Below are 17,106 nucleotides of genomic sequence, written 5' to 3' on the forward strand. Positions count from 1 at the left end.
CGCTAGCGGTCGAGGGAATGCACGGCCTCGTCGAGCGCGTCCTGCTCGACTGTCACTTGTCCCGCCGCCCACTCGGCGAAATGCGCCGCGTTGCGGCAGAAATCGGGGACCGGCGCACCCGGCTCCGCCTGCCGCAGCCAGTCGCGGCATTCCTCGCCGGACTGGCAGCCGAGGCAGCGCTGGGCGCCGGCGCGCAGCGCCTCGTCCGGAATCAGCGGGAATTGCGGGTCGAAACCGGCCCGAATCATCATCTGGCGGAACAGCGCCAGCCGCTCGTCGATGGTGTCCACGCGCATGCTCGCCTCCCTTTGCCTGCCGGCAGGGTGGCGGATCTGTCAGCTCCCGACGTTGATTCCGATCAATCGGGCAGTACCCAGCGCCGGAAGACCGCAAGGTCGATATTGCCGCCCGACAGCACCACGCCGACGCGCCGTCCGGCCATGCGGTTCTTCTCCTGCATCAGCGCTGCCAGCGCCGCCGCGCCGGCGCCTTCGGCCAGCATGTGCGTGTCGGTCCAGTAGGTGCGGATGGCTTCCGCCACCTCGTCGTCGGTGACGGTGACGACGCGCGCGACGCCGTCGCGGATGACATCGAGAGCGGTGGGATCGGGAATGCGCACGGCGAGGCCGTCGGCCATCGTGTCGGCGCTGTTCAACGTGACCGGATGGCCCACTTCCAGCGAGCGGGCGTAGGCAGGTGCATGGGCGCTCTGCACGCCGACGATCTCGGTGTTCAGGCCGAGCAGGTCGCGGGTGCGGATGGCGCCGCATATGCCCGATCCCAACCCGATCGGCACATAGAGCACGTCGAGCGGCGGGGCGGCGCGGAACAGTTCGAGAGCCCAGGTCGCGACGCCGACCACCAGATCGGGGTGGAAGGACGGCGCGAAGATCAGGCCCTCCTCGTCGGCGAGTCGCATGGCGTGCTGGCGGGCGGCGTCGAAATCGGCCCCGTGCTCGATCAGCCGGGCGTCGAGCGCGCGCATCGCGGCGTTCTTCTCGACGCTGTTGCCGTGCGGCACGACGATGGTGACGGGAATGCCCACGCGCCGGCCGGCGAAGGCCAGCGACTGGCCGTGATTGCCGCGCGTGGCCGAGATGATGCCCGCCTTCGCGTGCCCGCTTTCCGCCAGCCGGTCGAGATGGATGAGCCCGCCGCGTACCTTGAAGGCGCCGGTCGGCGTCTGGTTCTCATGCTTCACCCAGACTTCCGCGCCAACCCGCTCGGCCAGCAGCGGCCAGGCATATTGGTGCGTGCCGGGAAAGACCGCATGCACCTGCCGCAGGGCGTGTTCCAGCTCGTCGAGGGTGAACATGGGCAAACTCAACTGACGGCGGGGGACAGGCGAGCAATAGGCGATCGCCGCCGGACGGTAAACCTAGCCCTACGGCGGCCCGTGCCGGTTGCGGCGCTGGGGCCCAGGGAGTAGGGAAACGGCGACGAAATCCGTTGTGACGAGATGCGCCGCCCATGAACATGCACGCCCGCCCCGCCGACCCGAAGAAGCTGATCAAGGGCGCGACCGGCGACTGGGAAGTCGTGATCGGCATGGAAATCCATGCCCAGGTCACCTCCAACTCCAAGCTGTTCTCCGGCGCCTCGACCGCGTTCGGCGGCGAGCCGAACAGCCATGTCTCGCTCGTCGACGCGGCCATGCCGGGCATGCTGCCGGTGATCAACGAGGAATGCGTGAAGCAGGCGGTGCGCACCGGGCTGGGCCTGAAGGCGCAGATCAACAACCGCTCGGTGTTCGACCGCAAGAACTACTTCTACCCGGACCTGCCGCAGGGCTACCAGATCAGCCAGTACAAGAGCCCCATCGTCGGCGAGGGCGTGGTGCTGGTCGACATGTCGGAAGGCCGCATCGAGGTCGGCATCGAGCGCCTGCACCTGGAGCAGGACGCCGGCAAGTCGATCCACGATTTGCACCCGACGCAGTCGCTGGTCGACCTCAACCGTTCCGGCGTGGCGCTGATGGAGATCGTCTCCAAGCCGGACCTGCGCTCCTCCGAGGAAGCCAAGGCCTTCGTGACCAAGCTGCGCACCATCCTGCGCTATCTCGGCACCTGCGACGGCGACATGGAGAAGGGCAACCTGCGCGCCGACGTGAACGTCTCCGTGCGCAAGCCGGGCGACGATTTCGGCACGCGTTGCGAGATCAAGAACGTCAATTCCATCCGCTTCATCGGCCAGGCCATCGAGACCGAGGCGCGTCGTCAGATCGGCATCATCGAGGATGGCGGCACGATCGACCAGGAGACGCGTCTGTTCGACCCCAACAAGGGCGAGACGCGTTCCATGCGCTCGAAGGAAGAGGCGCACGACTACCGCTACTTCCCCGATCCGGACCTGCTGCCGCTCGAATTCGACGACGCCTTCGTCACCGAGCTCGCCGCGCATCTGCCCGAGCTGCCGGACGAGAAGAAGGCGCGCTTCGTCTCGGCCTACGGGCTCTCGGCCTATGACGCCGACGTGCTGGTCGCCGAGAAGGACACGGCGGACTATTACGAGGCGGTGGCGAAGGGCCGCGACGCCAAGGCGGCGGCGAACTTCGTCATCAACGAGCTGTTCGGCCGGCTGAACAAGGAAGGCAAGGACATCGCCTCCTCGCCCGTCTCGGCCGCGCAGATCGGCGCCATCGTCGACCTGATCGCCGACGGCACCATCTCCGGCAAGATCGCCAAGGACCTGTTCGACATCTGCTTCACCGAAGGCGGCGAGCCGCGCGAGATCGTGGAAGCCCGCGGCATGAAGCAGGTCACCGACACCGGCGCCATCGAGGCGGCGGTCGACGCGATCATCGCCGCCAATCCCGACAAGGTGGAGCAGGTGAAGGCCAAGCCCACCATGCTCGGCTGGTTCGTCGGTCAGGTGATGAAGCAGACCGGCGGCAAGGCCAACCCGCAGGCGGTGAACGAGCTGCTCAAGGGCAAGCTGGGGATCGAGTGATGGCGCCGGCGGAGGCGGCTTCCGGCGCGCTGGTCTTCCGGCCGGCGCGGCCGGAGGATCTGGTCGCGATCGTCGGCCTGTTCGTCGGCGACGAGGCCGGCGGCCATGGCGACACGCTGGATGACGCGGTGATGCCGCGTTACGAGGCCGCGCTCGCCCGCATCCTGGCGAGCCCCAATGACCGTCTCTATGTCGCCGAGGAGGAGGGCCGGGTGGTCGGCACCTTCCAGCTGACCTTCATCCAGACCCTCGTCCATCGCGGGCGGCTGCGGGCGACGGTGGAATCGGTACATGTCGCCGGCGACCGGCGCAGCCGCGGCATCGGCGCGGCGATGATCGCCTTTGCGGTCGAGGAGGCGCGCAAGGCCGGCGCCGGCGTGGTGCAGCTCACTTCGAACAAGCGCCGCACGCAGGCCCACCGCTTCTATGAGCAGATTGGCTTCACGCGCAGCCACGAGGGCTTCAAGATGGAGCTCGACGAGCAGGCGTGAGGGGTAGGGCCGCGATGACGGCCCCATAGCCTCTCACGGCAGGCAGCGGGCCATGAAGACGTGCCAGGCCTTGGCGCCGGTGAGGTTGTGGCGCGCCTTGTAGTCCCCCCATTCGGCGTTGCAGCGGTTGACCGCCTCGCGGTCGTTTTCGTCCGGCGCCTTGCTCAGAGCCGGCGCGGGATCGGGCGTCGGCCGGGCGGCGACCGAGGGCACCGAGGTGCGCGGCTTGGCCGGGGCGGCCGCCTTTTCGTCCGGCTGGTCGTCGTCGTCCTTGGGCACCGCGGTCGTGCCGGCGAGGCACTGCTTGGCGAAGTCGCGATAGGTCTGGTTGCCGGTCTCGTTCTTCGCCTTCAGCTCGTTCCACAGATCGGCACATTGCTTCATGGAGGGCTGCGCGGCGGCGGCGGAGGGACCGGTCGGAGCGGTGCCGCGCTTTGGCGGCGGCGTCTCGGCGGGCTTGGCCGCCTGTGTCTTCGCGGGATCGGCATCCTTGGCGGCGGCCTTCGCGCTGTCGGCGAGGCATTTCTGCGCGAAGTCGCGATAGGTGAGGTCGCCGGTCTGATTCTTCGCCTTCATCTCGTTCCAGCGGTCGGCGCAGGCCTTCGCGGGGGAAGGCGCGTCGGTGCCGGACTGGGCGAAAACGGGCGCGGCCGCCACTATCAGGGCAGCGGCGAGGAGGGCAGGGAGCAAGGCCTCGGGCCGATTCACGGTCGCTCTCTTCATCAGCACTCCCCCCGGCGACGAATCTACCGCGTCCCGCCCGGCGAGGCGAGCGGCGCGGGCGCTTTGCCACGGCTAATGCGCAGCATCGTGAGCGGCCGGGCGCAGGCGCAATTGAGAGGCCGGGGTGAAGACGCGCCGCCGCAGCAGGGCGATCCGCCGATGCCGGCAACTCATCGATTCGGTGGGCAGGCGTCTTTCGCGAAGCGGCGGTGCTTGCTGCTTCGAACGATGCCGGCCGGCACCGGATTGCCGCCGGTCCGGCGGGCGCTTGCCAGCGCCGGGCACCGGCTCTAGTTCTGGTGACGATCCGCGCGAGGCGGAAGACGCGAGGAACCGTCCCATGGCGCAGCTCCAGACCCGCCCGATCGAGCTCCATTACTGGCCGACCCCGAACGGCTGGAAGATCACCATCATGCTCGAGGAATGCGGGCTGCCCTACGAGGTCATCCCGGTGAACATCGGCCGCGGCGACCAGTTCAAGCCCGAGTTCCTCGCCATCGCGCCCAACAACAAGATGCCGGCCATCGTCGACCCGGAAGGGCCGGACGGGCAGCCGATCTCGATCTTCGAATCGGGGGCGATCCTGCAATATCTTGGCCGCAAGACCGGCCTGTTCTACCCCGCCGACGAGCGCGGCCGGGTCGAGGTCGACCAGTGGCTGTTCTGGCAGGTCGGCGGGCTCGGCCCGATGGCCGGACAGGCGCATCATTTCCGCATCTATGCGCCGGAGAAGCTCCCCTACGCGATCGAGCGCTACACCAACGAGATGCACCGGCTCTACGGTGTCCTCAACAAGCGCCTCGCCGACCGGCCCTTCATCGCCGGCGACTATTCCATCGCCGACATCGCCTGCGTCGGCTGGGCCAAGCTGTGGCAGCGCCAAGGCCAGGATATCGCCGAGTTCCCGCATTTCGGCGCCTGGCTGGAGCGGGTGCTGGCGCGCCCGGCGGTGAAGCGCGGCCTCTCGGTAAACGCCGAGGACCGGCACAAGATCGACATCGCCACCGACAAGGAAGCGCAGGGCATCCTGTTCGGCCAGCGCGCCCGTCCGTGACACGCACCGCGCCGGCGGTGGAGCCCCCGTTTATTCGGCCTTGACCCGGGGGCGGCGGAAACCTAGACAGGGCGCCGGCTCGGAGCCGCGTTCGCCGCAAGGCGGCGTGGGGCCGTCAGGAGACGTGGCCGAGAGGCTGAAGGCACTCGTTTGCTAAATGAGCAGACCCCCAAAAGGGTCTCGAGGGTTCGAATCCCTCCGTCTCCGCCACCAGCCTTTCCCATCGAAATCAAATACTTGCCAGGGAATGCGCAAGCGGTCCCCAAAGCTGTTCCGGGGACGCTGCGAGACGTATTCCTGCCTTGGGGAGCGGCTGTGCCGCGTCAGCCGCCTACACTCATATGGCGCTTCAGCTGCCGGTATTCGGCTTCGCGCTGCGCCACGTCTGTGGGTTCCGGCAGGGTCTCAGGGTCGAGAACGCCCATCATCTCGCGTGCCACGACGGGCCACAGGCGCTCGACGAGCGCGGGAATCTGAGCTTCGGGTACACCATAAATCTGTGCATCGAGCGCACACTGCGCGCGTGCGCGTTCCTCCACTGCGTTGTTCATAAATGCCATCCGCCACCGACCATGGCCGGTGTCCTAGAGTTCGGGCGGAGGGGATGAGGAAGCGCTCCTCGGCGCGTCGGCATCTCGACCGGTGGGGCCGATTGCCCCCGGCACGTGCCGCTGCCATTGCGACGTGTCAGCCTAGCACGAAGTGCGGTCGGTTCATGTCCAATAGTGGACATAGCGGCCGAGGTCGCCGAGTTGTGTTCCGGCGTCATATGCACGGGTCGCGCTGCCGCCTCTTTGAATCGTTCAACCCTATGATACGCTGTCGAAGTCTCGGGCCGCCCAGAAGATCGGTCGAGACAGGCGTGGCGTTTGCGGCCGGTGCGCCGCGTGGTGGAAGTGAAGCGATATGGGCGGGAAAGACGGAAGGAAGCGGGAGCTTGCCGCTGATGCGCCTGCCGAAGGTACCAAGCTCACCCGCAAGGATTACGAGGCCGAGCTGAAGCGGCTGCACGGGGAACTGGTGGCGTTGCAGGAATGGGCCAAGACCACCGGCGCCAAGATCTGCATCATCTTCGAAGGTCGCGACACCGCCGGCAAGGGCGGCACCATCAAGGCGATCATGGAGCGGGTGAGCCCGCGCGTGTTCCGCGTCGTCGCGCTGCCTGCGCCAACCGAGCGCGAGAAGACGCAAATGTACGCCCAGCGCTACCTGCCGCATCTGCCGGCGGGGGGCGAGATCGTGATCTTCGACCGCAGCTGGTACAATCGCGCCGGGGTCGAGCGGGTGATGGGATTCTGCACCGAGGAGCAGGCGGTGAAGTTCCTCGACACCATTGCGGCGGTGGAGAAGGCCATCGTCGAATCGGGCGTCATATTGCTCAAGTATTGGCTGGAGGTGAGCGAGGAGGAGCAGACGCGCCGCATCGAGCAGCGCATCCGCGATCCGCGCAAGATCTGGAAGCTGTCGCCGATGGACCTGAAGTCCTACAGCCGCTGGTACGACTATTCACGGGCGCGCGACGCGATGTTCGCCGCTTCCGACACGCCGTGGGCGCCCTGGTACGTTGCCGATTCCAACGACAAGCGGCGGGCGCGGCTCAACATCATCTCGCACCTGCTCTCGAAAATTCCGTATGGGGCGATCAAACGGGAGAAGGTGAAGCTTCCCCAGCGCCAGAAGCCGCACGGTTACGAGGAGCCGGAGGATATCCGCCACCATGTGCCGGACGTGTTCTGAGGCACGGACGCCCCCGCAACCTGGGTCTACCTCTCCTTGGCATGGAGCCCGACGATGAGCGACACCGACCAGATATCCGCGCCGCATCAGCGCCCGCTGGGCGACGAGAGCTTCATGTCGGCGGAGGACCTGCGCAGCTACATGGACAAGGTCGCCACGGCGCACGCCAAGGAGATGGTGGAGGCGGTGGAGAAGGCCGACCGGGCGCGCGACGAATTGGCCAAGACGCTGGCGGCGCCGATCGAGCTGACGCCGCAGCGGCTGGAGGAGATCACCCAGAACCTTCTGGTGAAGCTGCGTTCGGCGGCCGAGCGGGGGGAGACCGAGCTGATGGTGATGCGCTTCCCCAACAGCCTGTGCACCGACCATGGGCGGGCCATCAACAACACGGTCGAGGGCTGGCCGGACACGCTGACCGGCCGGCCGCGGCAGGCTTACGAGCTGTGGCGCGACCGGCTGAAGCCGGCGGGCTTCGGCCTGACCGCGATGATCGTCGACTGGCCCAAGGGCATGCCGGGCGATGTCGGCCTGTTCCTGACCTGGGGCAGGAAGTAGGGACGGCCCCGAGCGGGATCAATGAGAAGCTGAGAAGTCACGTCCATGACACCGCATGCGGCCGCTTCCGGCCATCTGCCCTTCTTCATAACGCCTCCGGACGGCACCGACGTGCTCATGAGCATCGCCGCGGTGACGCTCGTCGGCGCGGTGCTGCTGACGGGCGTGCTGTTCCTCACGCTGCATTCGCTGCCCGAGCGCATGGCGCACAAGGGGCAGAAGCTGCAGTTCGAGATCGTCGCCGTGCTTTGCCTGCTGGCGCTGTTCACCCACACCCACATTTTCTGGGTGGCCGCGCTGCTGCTGGCCTTCGTCGACCTACCGGACTTCCTGTCGCCGCTGAACCGGATCGCCCGTGCTTCCGAGACGGTTGCCGGGCTGCCGCCGCCGCCGGCGCCGGCCGAAACGGCACCCGTCGCGCCCGCGCCGGCCTCCGCTCCTGCCAGCAAGACGGAGGCCTGACATGCTCGAGCTGATGCTCTGCTCGCTGCTCACCGTGCTGCCGGACTATCTCTACCGACGTTACGGGCAGGGAAAGCGGATCGGCCACGAGATCACGCTCTATTCGGTCTGGTACGAGCTTCGGTGGGGCATCACCGCCTGCCTGATGCTGACCGTCGCGCTCATCACCATCATCTTCTACAACCACCCCTCGACCAGAAGCGTCACCGCCTATTTCCGCACCGTCCCCATCGTGCCGGAAACCATCGGCCGGGTGGCGCAGATCTATGTCGGCATCAGCGACCATGTCGACGAGGGCCAGCCGATCTTCCGGCTGGACGATGCCAGCCAGCGCGCGGCGGTGGAGGCGGCGCGCACACGTATCACCGAGACCGACGCGGCGATGGTGGTCGCCCGCTCGGACGTCGCCGCCGCCGAGGCGCAGATCGTCCAGGCCAACGAGGCGCTGCAACAGGCGCGCGACGAGTTGGCGATGCGGCAGGAACTCGTCGCCCGCAACGCCGACGTGGTGACGCGGCGCGAGATCGAGCGGCTGCAGAACGTCGTTGACGGCCGGGTGGGCGGTCTGGCGGCGGCCGAGGCGGCGCGCGAGGGTGCGCAGTCGCGCCTGTCGACGCTGCTTCCGGCGCAGAAGGCGAGCGCCGAGGCAGCGCTGGTGCAGGCGCAGACCGAGTTCGACAAGACGGTGGTGCATGCCGGCGTGAGCGGACGGGTCGAGCAATTCACGCTGCGGGTCGGCGATCTCGTCAACCCGCTGATGCGACCGGCCGGGGTGCTGATCCCCGACGGGGCCGGCCGCGAAACCCTAGTCGCCGGCTTCGGCCAGATCGAGGCGCAGATCATGAAGCCCGGCATGGTGGCCGAGGCGACCTGCATCTCCAAGCCCTTCGCCATCATACCGCTGGTGGTGACCAACGTGCAGGAGTTCATTGCCGCCGGCCAGGTCCGCGCCGGCGAGCAGCTGCTGGACGCCCAGCAGATGCAGCGTCCCGGCACCCTCACCGTGTTCCTCGAACCGCTCTACGAGGGCGGGCTCGACGACGTGCCGCCGGGTTCGAGCTGCATCGCCAATGCCTATTCCAGCAATCACGACCGGCTGGCGGCGGGCGGGCTCGGCGTAGGCACGGCGACATATCTGCACATCGTCGACACGGTGGCGTTGGTGCACGCTCTGCTGCTGCGGCTGCAGGCGCTAATCCTGCCGATCCAGACGCTGGTGTTCTCCGGCGGGCACTGACGCCCGCCGGCGCGTCACGGCGCCGGGCGGATCTGCGCGGCAGGCGTCGGGCGTCCGCCGACCAGCGCGGCGCACAGGGCGAAGGCGGCGCAGGCCAAGGCCACGAAGAACACCAGCCCGTGCGTCGAGACCTGCATGGCGGCGCCGGCCAGCGACGGGCCGAGCAGCGCCCCCGCGCCCCAGAACAGGCCCATGCCGGCATAGATGCCGACGATGTCGCTGCCGGAGAAGCGGCTGCCGACGATCGCGAGCATCATGGTGTAGATGCCGACGAACAGCCCGCCCCAGACAAAGAGCAGGGCATAGGTCGCCCATTGCGAGGCCAGCGCCCATGGCCAGGCGAGGGCGCCCAGCGCCGAGAGCGCCGCCAGCGCGACGATGAACTTCTCGCGCGGCAGACGATCACCCAGCCAGCCGATCGGCAGTTGCAGCACGATGGCGCCGAACATCATGCAGGCCATGAGCTGCGTCGCCTCCGTCTCCGGCCAGCCGAGCGACATGGCGTAGAGGGTGAGAAAGGTGAGGCCGGCGGTCTCCACCGCGGCGTTGAGCGCCGTCGCCACCATGGCGATGGGCGCGAGGCGCATATAGCGCACCGGGTTGGCATGGGCCGGCTTCTCGAAGGCGACGGCGCGGATCGAGGGCGAGATGATGAACACGGCGGCGCCGGCCGCCAGCGCCGCGCCGACACCGTAGGGCGCGAAGCCGTCCGAGCCGACGAAGGACAGGATGAGCGGGCCGAGCGCGAAGCCGACCGAGAGCGCCGCGGTGTAAGCGGCCATGGTGCGCGCCCGCGTCGCCTCCGAGCTGACCGCATTTAGCCAGGTCTCGGAGAGTACGAACAGCGCCTCCGAGGCCGCGCCGAGCAGCACGCGCAGCACGAACCAGAGCCAGAGGAAGGGCAGCAGCGGGAACAGGCAGAGCAGCGCTCCAGAGATCAGCAGCGCGCCGATGACGCTGCGCCGCAGGCCGAAGAAGGCGGCGATGCGCGGCAGCAGGAAAGCCATGGCGAGCACGCCGACGGCGTGCATGGCGGCGTTGGCGCCGATCACCGCTTCGCTCAGGCCCTTCTCGGCGAGATCGAGCGCGATCAGCGCCGCAGCGAGGCTGTAGGTCAGCCCGAACACCATCGCCACCGCGATGATGGCCGCCCGCGCGACCAGCGGATTGCCCTCCTGATCGTCGCTGTCCTGGGCGCGGGCTTGCTGCGACATGGGATCGTCCTGAAGGTGGGGAAGGGCGGTCAGGCTTCCTGCCGGGCCACGCGCGGCGTGAAGCCGGCCTTGGCGGGGAAGGCGAGGATGGTGGAGAGCGAGCGGGCATAGTCGAGCACGAAGCCGGGCGTCCAGGCCATTGCCGCGGCGCGGCGGCGCATCAGCCCCGCGGTCCATAGTTCGGGCAGCAGGAGCAGCCGGAACACGAACCAGGGCGAGGTTGCATAGCCGGCGAACACGCCTTCGATGGCGGCGTCGAGGCCCTTCGCCACCGAGCTCGAGCAGTTGCGGCTGGTGAGGTTGTAGGTGGCATCCAGGCTATAGGCGCACCAGAATTCGCGCAGCGCCGCGAGGTCGAGCCCGGCGAGAACGATCTGGCGCGTCGAGGGACACCATTCCCCGCTCTCGAATTCGTAACTCGGCTGGAACTTGCCGGGCACGTTGTTGTCGGCGGTGGCGCGCAGCGTCTGGGCGAATTGCGACTGGTCGCGGTCGATCTCCACTGCCGGGTAGTGGCTGATATAGACGCCGGGCGCTTCCATGGCGGCATGGCCGGTGGAGATGACGCCGTTCTCGTCGAGGGCGGCGACATAGCGCGCCACGCCGCGCCGCAGCGGCGCCAGCTCGCCGGTCGGGGTCCAGACATGGATGGTGATGTCGCCGATCGCCGGCCCCTCCGCGGCGTGCGGCAGGTCGTGGTCATGCGCCTCGCTCGGCCAGCCGTCGCTGAGGATGCGGGCGATCGGCATGTCCGGCGGCAGCCGGCGCAGCCGCAGCGCCAGGCCCATGAGGCTTACCCCGGTGACGATCATCAGCGTGCCGACATCGATTCCCACCTCGCCCTGCCAGTAGGTCGGCCAGGGCAGCAGCGACCACACGCCGATCAGGAACTCGACCCCGGCCGCGGCGAGCGAGCGGCGCCATTTGGCGAAGCGCACGACATAGGCGCTCGCCGCCCGCCAGCAGGCATCGACGACGAGCAGGGTGCCGACGAGGAGCCCGATGACGATGTCCGAGCCCCAGGGATGGATGACCACCAGCGCGGAGACCGCCACCAGCACGCCCGCCTTGGCGAAACGCAGGGCCCGGTAGGTGCCGCTACCGCCCAGCCCGGCGACCGCCGACACCACGGCGTCGATCAGCAGCGGCACGGTGAAATAGACCGGCGGAATGCGGAAATCGTCGATCATGGCGTCGACGAGGAAGAAGATGCCGAGGGCCATCCACACCACGCCGAGGCCAGCGAGGGTGCGCCATCTCTTGCGGACGACGCGCCCTCCGACGAGCAGCAGCAATAATTCGATCATCGCGGATGAGGCTTTGGCAGAAAAATCGAACTCGATGCGAAGATATTGTCTGCTGCGCCCCACAACGCAGCAGAAGATTTACCCAAGGCAAGCGACGCCTATCTAGCGGGCGTACTCGCTGGCTGTAAACCTTCGCCGTCGGAATATCTGCGTATTTCGAGGTAGTTACGCCGCCTCGGCTGCGAACCAGCGCCAGCAGCCCTTGCCGGCGAGCTTGGCATAGTAGAGCGCCTGGTCGGCGCGCATCAGCATCTGCCGCAGGTCTGCGGCCTGTTCGGGGTAGAGGCAGGCGCCGATGCTGGCGCCGACGCGTACCTCCACGTCGTTGACCGTCATCGGCTCGGTCAACGTGGCGAGCACCCGCTGGCACAGGGCCTCGATCTGCTGGGGTCTCTTCAGGCCGGGAATCAACATGCCGAATTCGTCGCCGCCGAGGCGGCAGACCGTGTCGCCCTCCCGTGCGAGGTTCCGCAGTCGACTTGCCACCGTGCGCAGCACCTCGTCGCCGGCGCCGTGGCCGTAGGTGTCGTTGATTGATTTGAAGCCGTCGAGGTCGATCATCAGGAAGCCGGTGCTGCCCCGCCGACCCGGCCGTCCGGTCGCCCGGCGCCAGTGCTCGTCAAGGCGGCGGCGGTTGGCGAGGCCGGTGAGCGGGTCGTGCCAAGCCATGGTGGAGAGCATGGTCTGCAGCTGTTTCTGCTCGGTGACGTCCTCGAACAAGGCGAGGCCTACCCGGAGGTCGTAGAGAATGACGCCGCGGTGGCGCACCGTGCGCAGGCTGCCGTCGCAGCGCCGCACCTCCAGATCCATGTCGGGCACTTCGGTGATGCCGGTCGACTTCTGCAACGCGAAATGCTTCCAGCGCCGTCGGGCCTGCGCGCGCTGGCGGGCGTGGATATAGACCATGTCGACGAACTGGTCGGCGGTCTTGAACGTGTCGGGCGGATAGCCGAACAGCCGGTCGAAAGCCTTGTTGGTGAACTGGATGACGGCGCCCGGCATCAGCGCCCAGCTGGCGGCGACCGGTAGGGCGTCGAGTATGCCGTGCAGCGTCTCGGACGAGGCCGACAGGGACATGCCTGCGATGGGCGCGAGTGTCTCCATTCCATGCCTCCCCTCGTGCGGTCCGCGGCCCGCTCCACGCCGCTGTGCGGGTTGTGTTACCAGAGTACATCGCCTCGGCGTTGTCCGACAGGAGGTGGCCCGCGCTGGCGCACCGGGCGCCGATGCCGTGCCTTTATGGCTTCTTTATGCGCCCGCGCGGCATTCCGGATCGACCCCTTATCGGAGCGCGCTTAGATCGACGCCAGCTCGAAACCAGGAGCTGGATCATGCTCGATTTTGTCTATCTCGCCGTCGCTATCGGCTTCTTTCTTATGATGGCGGCCTATGCGCGCGTCGTGTCGAAGGGGTGAGGCCATGTTCGACCTTGTCCTCGGCGCGGCCGTCGCGCTGGCGCTTGCCGTCTACCTCGTGACCGCGCTGCTGCGGCCCGAGAAGTTCTGACGCGCTCATCCCTTTTCGACCGACATCCGCCGAAAGGCATCATCATGACCGTACTCGGCTGGCTGCAGATAGCCACCATCCTCGCGCTCGTCGTCGCCGCGGCCGTGCCGCTCGGCAACTACATGGCGCGCGTCTATGCCGGCGAGCGCACGCTGCTCTCGACCGTGCTCGGCCCCGTGGAGCGGGGCTTCTACCGTCTTGCCGGCGTCGACGAGACGCGTGAGCAGGGCGCTCTCGCCTATACGCTCGGCATGCTCGCCTTCAACGCGGCGGGCGTGGTGCTGCTCTATGCGATCCTGCGGCTGCAGGGCTTCCTGCCCTTCAACCCGCTCGGGTTCGCCGGCGTCAGCCCCGACCTCGCCTTCAACACCGCGACGAGCTTCGTCTCCAACACCAACTGGCAGTCCTATGGCGGCGAGACCACCATGAGCCTGTTCAGCCAGATGGCCGGGCTCACGGTGCAGAATTTCCTTTCCGCCGCCACCGGCCTCGCGCTGGCGGTGGCGCTGGTGCGCGCCTTCGCCCGTTCGAACGCCTCGACGGTCGGCAACTTCTTCGTCGACATGACGCGGTCGACGCTCTACGTGCTGCTGCCGCTGGCGATCGTCACCGCGCTCGTGCAGGTGTGGATGGGCGTGCCGCAGACCCTGGACGCCACGACTGCGGCGACCACGATCGAGGGCGCGAAGCAGACCCTCGCCATGGGCCCGGTCGCCAGCCAGATCGCGATCAAGCAGCTCGGCACCAATGGCGGCGGCTTCTTCAACGTCAACGCCGCCCATCCCTTCGAGAACCCGTCGCCGATCTCCAACGCGCTGGAGATCTGGCAGATGCTGGTGGTCTCCGCGGCGCTGGTCTTCGCCTTCGGCCGGCTGATCGGCGACCGCCGCCAGGCCTGGGCGCTGATCGGCGCCATCGCCATCATCCTCGTTGCCGGCATCGGCATCGTCTACTGGGCGGAATCGGCCGGCACGCCCTCGCTTCTCGCCGCCGGGCTCGACCCGACGGGCGGCAACATGGAGGGCAAGGAGGTCCGCTTCGGCCTCGCCGCCTCGTCCATGTTCGCCGCCGTCACCACCGGCCTGTCGGACGGCGCGGTGAACGCGATGCACGATTCCTTCACGCCGATCGGCGGGCTGGTGCCGATGTTCCTCATCCAGCTCGGCGAGATCCTGCCGGGCGGCGTCGGCTCCGGTCTCTACGGCCTCATGGTGATGGCGATCATCGCCGTCTTCGTGGCGGGGCTCATGGTCGGGCGCACGCCGGAATATCTCGGCAAGAAGATCGAGGTCGCCGAGGTGAAGATGGCGATCCTCGCCGTGCTGATCCTGCCGTGCACGATCCTCGGCTTCTCGGCGATCTCGGCGGTGCTGCCGGCGGGCCTCGCTGGCCTCGCCAATGCCGGCCCGCACGGCCTGTCCGAGATCATCTACGCCTACTCCTCGGCGGCGGGGAACAACGGCTCGGCCTTTGCCGGCCTCTCGGCGAACACGCCGTGGTGGAACACCACGCTCGGCCTCGCCATGCTGCTCGGCCGCTTCGCCTACATCGTGCCGATGATGGCGATCGCCGGCTCCCTCGCGGCCAAGACGCGGCTTTCCGCCTCGTCCGGCACCTTCCCGACCCACGGCCTGCTCTTCGTCGGCCTGCTGGTCGGCGTGATCCTCATCCTCGGCGGTCTGCAGTTCTTCCCCGCTCTCGCCCTCGGCCCGATCGCCGAGCAGGTGCAGATGCTGGCCGGCAAGACCTTCTGAACCCCGCCGTTACGGAGAAAGAGAAATGTCCACCAAGTCTGTGGCGGGTAAATCCGGCTCCGCCTTCGCCTCGCCCGAGCTGATCGGGCGGGCGATCCGGGACAGCTTCGTGAAGCTCAACCCGGTGGCGCTGATGCGCAACCCGGTGATCTTCGTCACCGAGGTCGTCGCGGCGCTGGTCACCGTTCTGTTCGTGCGTGACCTCATCGCCGGCGATCCGTTCGCCTTCACCGGCCAGATCATGGCCTGGCTGTGGTTCACCGTGCTGTTCGCCAACTTCGCCGAGGCGGTAGCCGAGGGCAGGGGGCGGGCGCAGGCGGACTCGCTCCGCAAGGCGCGCACCGACACGGTGGCCAAGCGACTCAAGGACAATGGCCTGCGCGATCCTTCCGGCCGCAATGCCTATGACCGCGTCTCGGCGCTCGACCTCAAGGTCGGCGACCATGTGCTGGTCGAGGCCGGCGACCTGGTCCCCGGCGACGGCGACATCGTCGAGGGCATCGCCTCGGTCAACGAGGCGGCAATCACCGGCGAGAGCGCGCCTGTCATCCGCGAGAGCGGCGGCGACCGCTCGGCGGTGACCGGCGGCACCACCGTCATCTCCGACTGGATCGTGGTGCGCGTCACGGCCGCCCCCGGCTCCTCCTTCCTCGACCGCATGATCGCGCTGGTGGAAGGCGCCGAGCGGCAGAAGACCCCGAACGAGCTCGCGCTCTCGGTGCTGCTGGTCGGCATGACGCTGATCTTCCTCATCGCCGTGGTCTCTCTCGCCGGCCTCGGCCGCTACTCGGCCGCCGATGTGCCGGTGCCGATCCTGGTGGCGCTGCTGGTCACGCTGATCCCGACCACCATCGGCGGCCTGCTCTCGGCCATCGGCATCGCCGGCATGGACCGCCTCATCCGCCACAACGTGCTCGCCATGTCCGGCCGCGCGGTGGAGGCGGCAGGCGACGTAGACACGCTGCTGCTCGACAAGACCGGCACCATCACCTTCGGCAACCGGATGGCGTCCGAGATCATCCCCGTGCCCGGCGTCGCCGAGCACGAGGCGGCGCTGATCGCGGTGCAGGCGAGCCTCGCCGACGAGACGGCGGAAGGCCGCTCCATCCTCGAGCTGGCGCGCGACAAGTTCGGCATCACGCCGGAGAAGGCGGCGCTGGAAGGGGCGACCCCCGTGCCGTTCTCGGCCTCGACCCGCCTGTCGGGCGTCGACGCCGCCGGCCGCCGCATCCGCAAGGGCGCGGTCGACGCGATCAAGCGCTTCGTCCATTCGGTCGACCCGAACGCCTCCACCACCATCCTCGCCTTCGAGGCGGCGGTGGAGCGCATCGCCCGTTCCGGCGGCACGCCGCTCGGCCTCGCCGAGAACGGCCGCCTGCTCGGCGTCATCCATCTGAAGGACGTGGTGAAGCCGGACATCAAGGACCGTTTCGCCGAGCTGCGCCGCATGGGCATCCGCACGGTGATGGTGACGGGCGACAACCCGATCACCGCCGCGGCCATCGCTTCCGAGGCGGGCGTCGACGACTTCATCGCCGAGGCCACGCCGCAGGACAAGCTCGCCTATATCCGCACCGAGCAGCGCCACGGCCGGCTGGTGGCCATGTGCGGCGATGGCACCAACGACGCGCCCGCGCTCGCCCAGGCCGATGTCGGCGTCGCCATGCAGAGCGGCACCCAGGCGGCCCGCGAGGCCGGCAACATGGTCGACCTCGACAGCGACCCGACCAAGCTCATCGAGATCGTCGGCATCGGCAAGCAGCTGCTGATGACGCGCGGCGCGCTGACGACCTTCTCGATCGCCAACGACGTGGCGAAGTACTTCGCCATCATCCCGGCGCTGTTCATCGCCGCCATCCCCGAGCTCGGCCTGCTCAACATCATGGGGCTGTCGACGCCGCAGAGCGCCATCCTGTCGGCGGTCATCTTCAACGCGCTGATCATCATCGCGCTGATCCCGCTGGCGCTGCGCGGCGTGAAGTACCGCGCGCAGGAGGCCGGCGCGGTGCTTGCCCGCAACCTGTTCGTCTACGGTGTCGGCGGCATCGTGCTGCCCTTCATCGGCATCAAGCTGATCGACCTCGTCATCACGGCGATGGGCCTCGCCTGAGGAGAAA

17 protein-coding genes and 1 tRNA gene are annotated in these 17,106 nt (G+C 68.1%); 11 read left to right on the forward strand and 7 right to left on the reverse strand.

Going from position 1 to position 17,106, the window contains the following annotated elements; genetic code table 11:
- Nucleotides 1–2: 2 nt before the first annotated feature.
- Together SNOV_RS07630 and SNOV_RS07635 are read right to left on the reverse strand one after the other, a co-directional pair.
- Entirely contained in the window at nt 3–296 is a 294-nt protein-coding gene (locus SNOV_RS07630; RefSeq protein WP_013166342.1) for a DUF6455 family protein, read from the reverse strand.
- 62 nt (nt 297–358) lie between these two features.
- On the reverse strand, nt 359–1,315 hold the full coding sequence (locus tag SNOV_RS07635; RefSeq protein WP_013166343.1) for a threonine dehydratase: 957 nt from the start codon (nt 1,313–1,315) through the stop codon (nt 359–361).
- A 155-nt stretch (nt 1,316–1,470) separates the two neighbouring features.
- Here SNOV_RS07635 and gatB point away from each other — a divergent pair, with 155 nt between their 5' ends.
- Nucleotides 1,471–2,949, forward strand: coding sequence for an Asp-tRNA(Asn)/Glu-tRNA(Gln) amidotransferase subunit GatB (gene gatB, locus SNOV_RS07640; protein WP_013166344.1), 1,479 nt, complete (start codon nt 1,471–1,473; stop codon nt 2,947–2,949).
- Nucleotides 2,949–3,440 (forward strand): GNAT family N-acetyltransferase, encoded by a 492-nt coding sequence (locus SNOV_RS07645; protein ID WP_013166345.1) that lies wholly within the window; start codon nt 2,949–2,951, stop codon nt 3,438–3,440. Before gatB ends, SNOV_RS07645 begins: the two co-directional genes overlap by 1 nt.
- Nucleotides 3,441–3,473: 33 nt before the next feature.
- Here the strand turns inward: SNOV_RS07645 and SNOV_RS07650 are convergent, their stop codons facing one another.
- The gene (locus tag SNOV_RS07650; RefSeq protein ID WP_013166346.1) at nt 3,474–4,163 is read right to left on the reverse strand and encodes a hypothetical protein; all 690 of its coding nucleotides are present in this window, start codon (nt 4,161–4,163) and stop codon (nt 3,474–3,476) included.
- Between the two features lie 340 nt (nt 4,164–4,503).
- Between SNOV_RS07650 and SNOV_RS07655 the strand changes: the two genes are divergently transcribed.
- Both SNOV_RS07655 and SNOV_RS07660 read left to right on the forward strand, forming a co-directional pair.
- Nucleotides 4,504–5,217 (forward strand): glutathione S-transferase N-terminal domain-containing protein, encoded by a 714-nt coding sequence (locus SNOV_RS07655; RefSeq protein WP_013166347.1) that lies wholly within the window; start codon nt 4,504–4,506, stop codon nt 5,215–5,217.
- Nucleotides 5,218–5,335: 118 nt separating this feature from the next.
- Nucleotides 5,336–5,427: transfer RNA gene (locus SNOV_RS07660), tRNA-Ser, on the forward strand.
- Nucleotides 5,428–5,540: 113 nt separating this feature from the next.
- Here SNOV_RS07660 and SNOV_RS07665 read toward each other — a convergent pair.
- Complete coding sequence (locus SNOV_RS07665) at nt 5,541–5,768, reverse strand: hypothetical protein (RefSeq protein WP_013166348.1); 228 nt, start codon at nt 5,766–5,768, stop codon at nt 5,541–5,543.
- A gap of 355 nt (nt 5,769–6,123) precedes the next feature.
- Between SNOV_RS07665 and ppk2 the strand changes: the two genes are divergently transcribed.
- From ppk2 to SNOV_RS07685, 4 genes are read left to right on the forward strand one after another with little or no spacing between them, the layout of a single operon-like run.
- On the forward strand, nt 6,124–6,954 hold the full coding sequence (gene ppk2, locus SNOV_RS07670) for a polyphosphate kinase 2 (RefSeq protein ID WP_013166349.1): 831 nt from the start codon (nt 6,124–6,126) through the stop codon (nt 6,952–6,954).
- A 54-nt stretch (nt 6,955–7,008) separates the two neighbouring features.
- Nucleotides 7,009–7,509, forward strand: coding sequence for a hypothetical protein (locus SNOV_RS07675; RefSeq protein WP_013166350.1), 501 nt, complete (start codon nt 7,009–7,011; stop codon nt 7,507–7,509).
- A gap of 45 nt (nt 7,510–7,554) precedes the next feature.
- Entirely contained in the window at nt 7,555–7,971 is a 417-nt protein-coding gene (locus SNOV_RS07680) for a hypothetical protein (RefSeq protein WP_013166351.1), read from the forward strand.
- A 1-nt stretch (nt 7,972) separates the two neighbouring features.
- Nucleotides 7,973–9,208 carry an HlyD family secretion protein gene (locus SNOV_RS07685; protein WP_013166352.1) on the forward strand — a complete coding sequence of 412 codons (1,236 nt, stop codon included), beginning with the start codon at nt 7,973–7,975 and terminating at the stop codon, nt 9,206–9,208.
- A gap of 14 nt (nt 9,209–9,222) precedes the next feature.
- On the opposite strand, the gene SNOV_RS07690 is transcribed toward SNOV_RS07685, so the two are convergent.
- The 3 genes from SNOV_RS07690 to SNOV_RS07700 form a co-directional block, all read right to left on the reverse strand.
- Nucleotides 9,223–10,422, reverse strand: a complete 1,200-nt coding sequence (locus SNOV_RS07690) for an MFS transporter (protein WP_013166353.1) — start codon at nt 10,420–10,422, stop codon at nt 9,223–9,225.
- Nucleotides 10,423–10,451: 29 nt separating this feature from the next.
- Nucleotides 10,452–11,717, reverse strand: coding sequence for a protease (locus SNOV_RS07695; RefSeq protein ID WP_210160645.1), 1,266 nt, complete (start codon nt 11,715–11,717; stop codon nt 10,452–10,454).
- 177 nt (nt 11,718–11,894) lie between these two features.
- On the reverse strand, nt 11,895–12,833 hold the full coding sequence (locus SNOV_RS07700; RefSeq protein WP_049785714.1) for a GGDEF domain-containing protein: 939 nt from the start codon (nt 12,831–12,833) through the stop codon (nt 11,895–11,897).
- Nucleotides 12,834–13,118: 285 nt separating this feature from the next.
- On the opposite strand from SNOV_RS07700, the gene kdpF reads away from it, so the two are divergent.
- The 3 genes from kdpF to kdpB are packed head-to-tail and all read left to right on the forward strand — an operon-like array spanning nt 13,119 to nt 17,099.
- The gene (gene kdpF / locus SNOV_RS22880) at nt 13,119–13,235 is read left to right on the forward strand and encodes a K(+)-transporting ATPase subunit F (protein ID WP_081440949.1); all 117 of its coding nucleotides are present in this window, start codon (nt 13,119–13,121) and stop codon (nt 13,233–13,235) included.
- A 44-nt stretch (nt 13,236–13,279) separates the two neighbouring features.
- Nucleotides 13,280–14,989 carry a potassium-transporting ATPase subunit KdpA gene (kdpA, locus tag SNOV_RS07705; RefSeq protein ID WP_013166355.1) on the forward strand — a complete coding sequence of 570 codons (1,710 nt, stop codon included), beginning with the start codon at nt 13,280–13,282 and terminating at the stop codon, nt 14,987–14,989.
- A 25-nt stretch (nt 14,990–15,014) separates the two neighbouring features.
- Entirely contained in the window at nt 15,015–17,099 is a 2,085-nt protein-coding gene (gene kdpB, locus SNOV_RS07710; RefSeq protein WP_013166356.1) for a potassium-transporting ATPase subunit KdpB, read from the forward strand.
- Nucleotides 17,100–17,106 lie beyond the last annotated feature (7 nt).

Origin of the sequence: Ancylobacter novellus DSM 506, from assembly GCF_000092925.1 — a bacterium.
Lineage (GTDB): Bacteria > Pseudomonadota > Alphaproteobacteria > Rhizobiales > Xanthobacteraceae > Ancylobacter > Ancylobacter novellus.

Excerpts from the sequence above, each read along its gene's own strand:
- SNOV_RS07645 (WP_013166345.1), top strand. The coding sequence starts at position 2,949 with ATGGCGCCGGCGGAGGCGGCTTCCGGCGCGCTGGTCTTCCGGCCGGCG.
- SNOV_RS07665 (WP_013166348.1), bottom strand. The coding sequence starts at position 5,768 with ATGAACAACGCAGTGGAGGAACGCGCACGCGCGCAGTGTGCGCTCGAT.
- kdpB (WP_013166356.1), top strand. The coding sequence starts at position 15,015 with ATGTCCACCAAGTCTGTGGCGGGTAAATCCGGCTCCGCCTTCGCCTCG.
- ppk2 (WP_013166349.1), top strand. The coding sequence starts at position 6,124 with ATGGGCGGGAAAGACGGAAGGAAGCGGGAGCTTGCCGCTGATGCGCCT.
- SNOV_RS07650 (WP_013166346.1), bottom strand. The coding sequence starts at position 4,163 with ATGAAGAGAGCGACCGTGAATCGGCCCGAGGCCTTGCTCCCTGCCCTC.
- SNOV_RS07685 (WP_013166352.1), top strand. The coding sequence starts at position 7,973 with ATGCTCGAGCTGATGCTCTGCTCGCTGCTCACCGTGCTGCCGGACTAT.
- SNOV_RS07680 (WP_013166351.1), top strand. The coding sequence starts at position 7,555 with ATGACACCGCATGCGGCCGCTTCCGGCCATCTGCCCTTCTTCATAACG.
- kdpF (WP_081440949.1), top strand. The coding sequence starts at position 13,119 with ATGCGCGCGTCGTGTCGAAGGGGTGAGGCCATGTTCGACCTTGTCCTC.
- SNOV_RS07635 (WP_013166343.1), bottom strand. The coding sequence starts at position 1,315 with ATGTTCACCCTCGACGAGCTGGAACACGCCCTGCGGCAGGTGCATGCG.
- gatB (WP_013166344.1), top strand. The coding sequence starts at position 1,471 with ATGAACATGCACGCCCGCCCCGCCGACCCGAAGAAGCTGATCAAGGGC.
- SNOV_RS07690 (WP_013166353.1), bottom strand. The coding sequence starts at position 10,422 with ATGTCGCAGCAAGCCCGCGCCCAGGACAGCGACGATCAGGAGGGCAAT.
- kdpA (WP_013166355.1), top strand. The coding sequence starts at position 13,280 with ATGACCGTACTCGGCTGGCTGCAGATAGCCACCATCCTCGCGCTCGTC.
- SNOV_RS07655 (WP_013166347.1), top strand. The coding sequence starts at position 4,504 with ATGGCGCAGCTCCAGACCCGCCCGATCGAGCTCCATTACTGGCCGACC.
- SNOV_RS07675 (WP_013166350.1), top strand. The coding sequence starts at position 7,009 with ATGAGCGACACCGACCAGATATCCGCGCCGCATCAGCGCCCGCTGGGC.
- SNOV_RS07630 (WP_013166342.1), bottom strand. The coding sequence starts at position 296 with ATGCGCGTGGACACCATCGACGAGCGGCTGGCGCTGTTCCGCCAGATG.
- SNOV_RS07700 (WP_049785714.1), bottom strand. The coding sequence starts at position 12,833 with ATGGAGACACTCGCGCCCATCGCAGGCATGTCCCTGTCGGCCTCGTCC.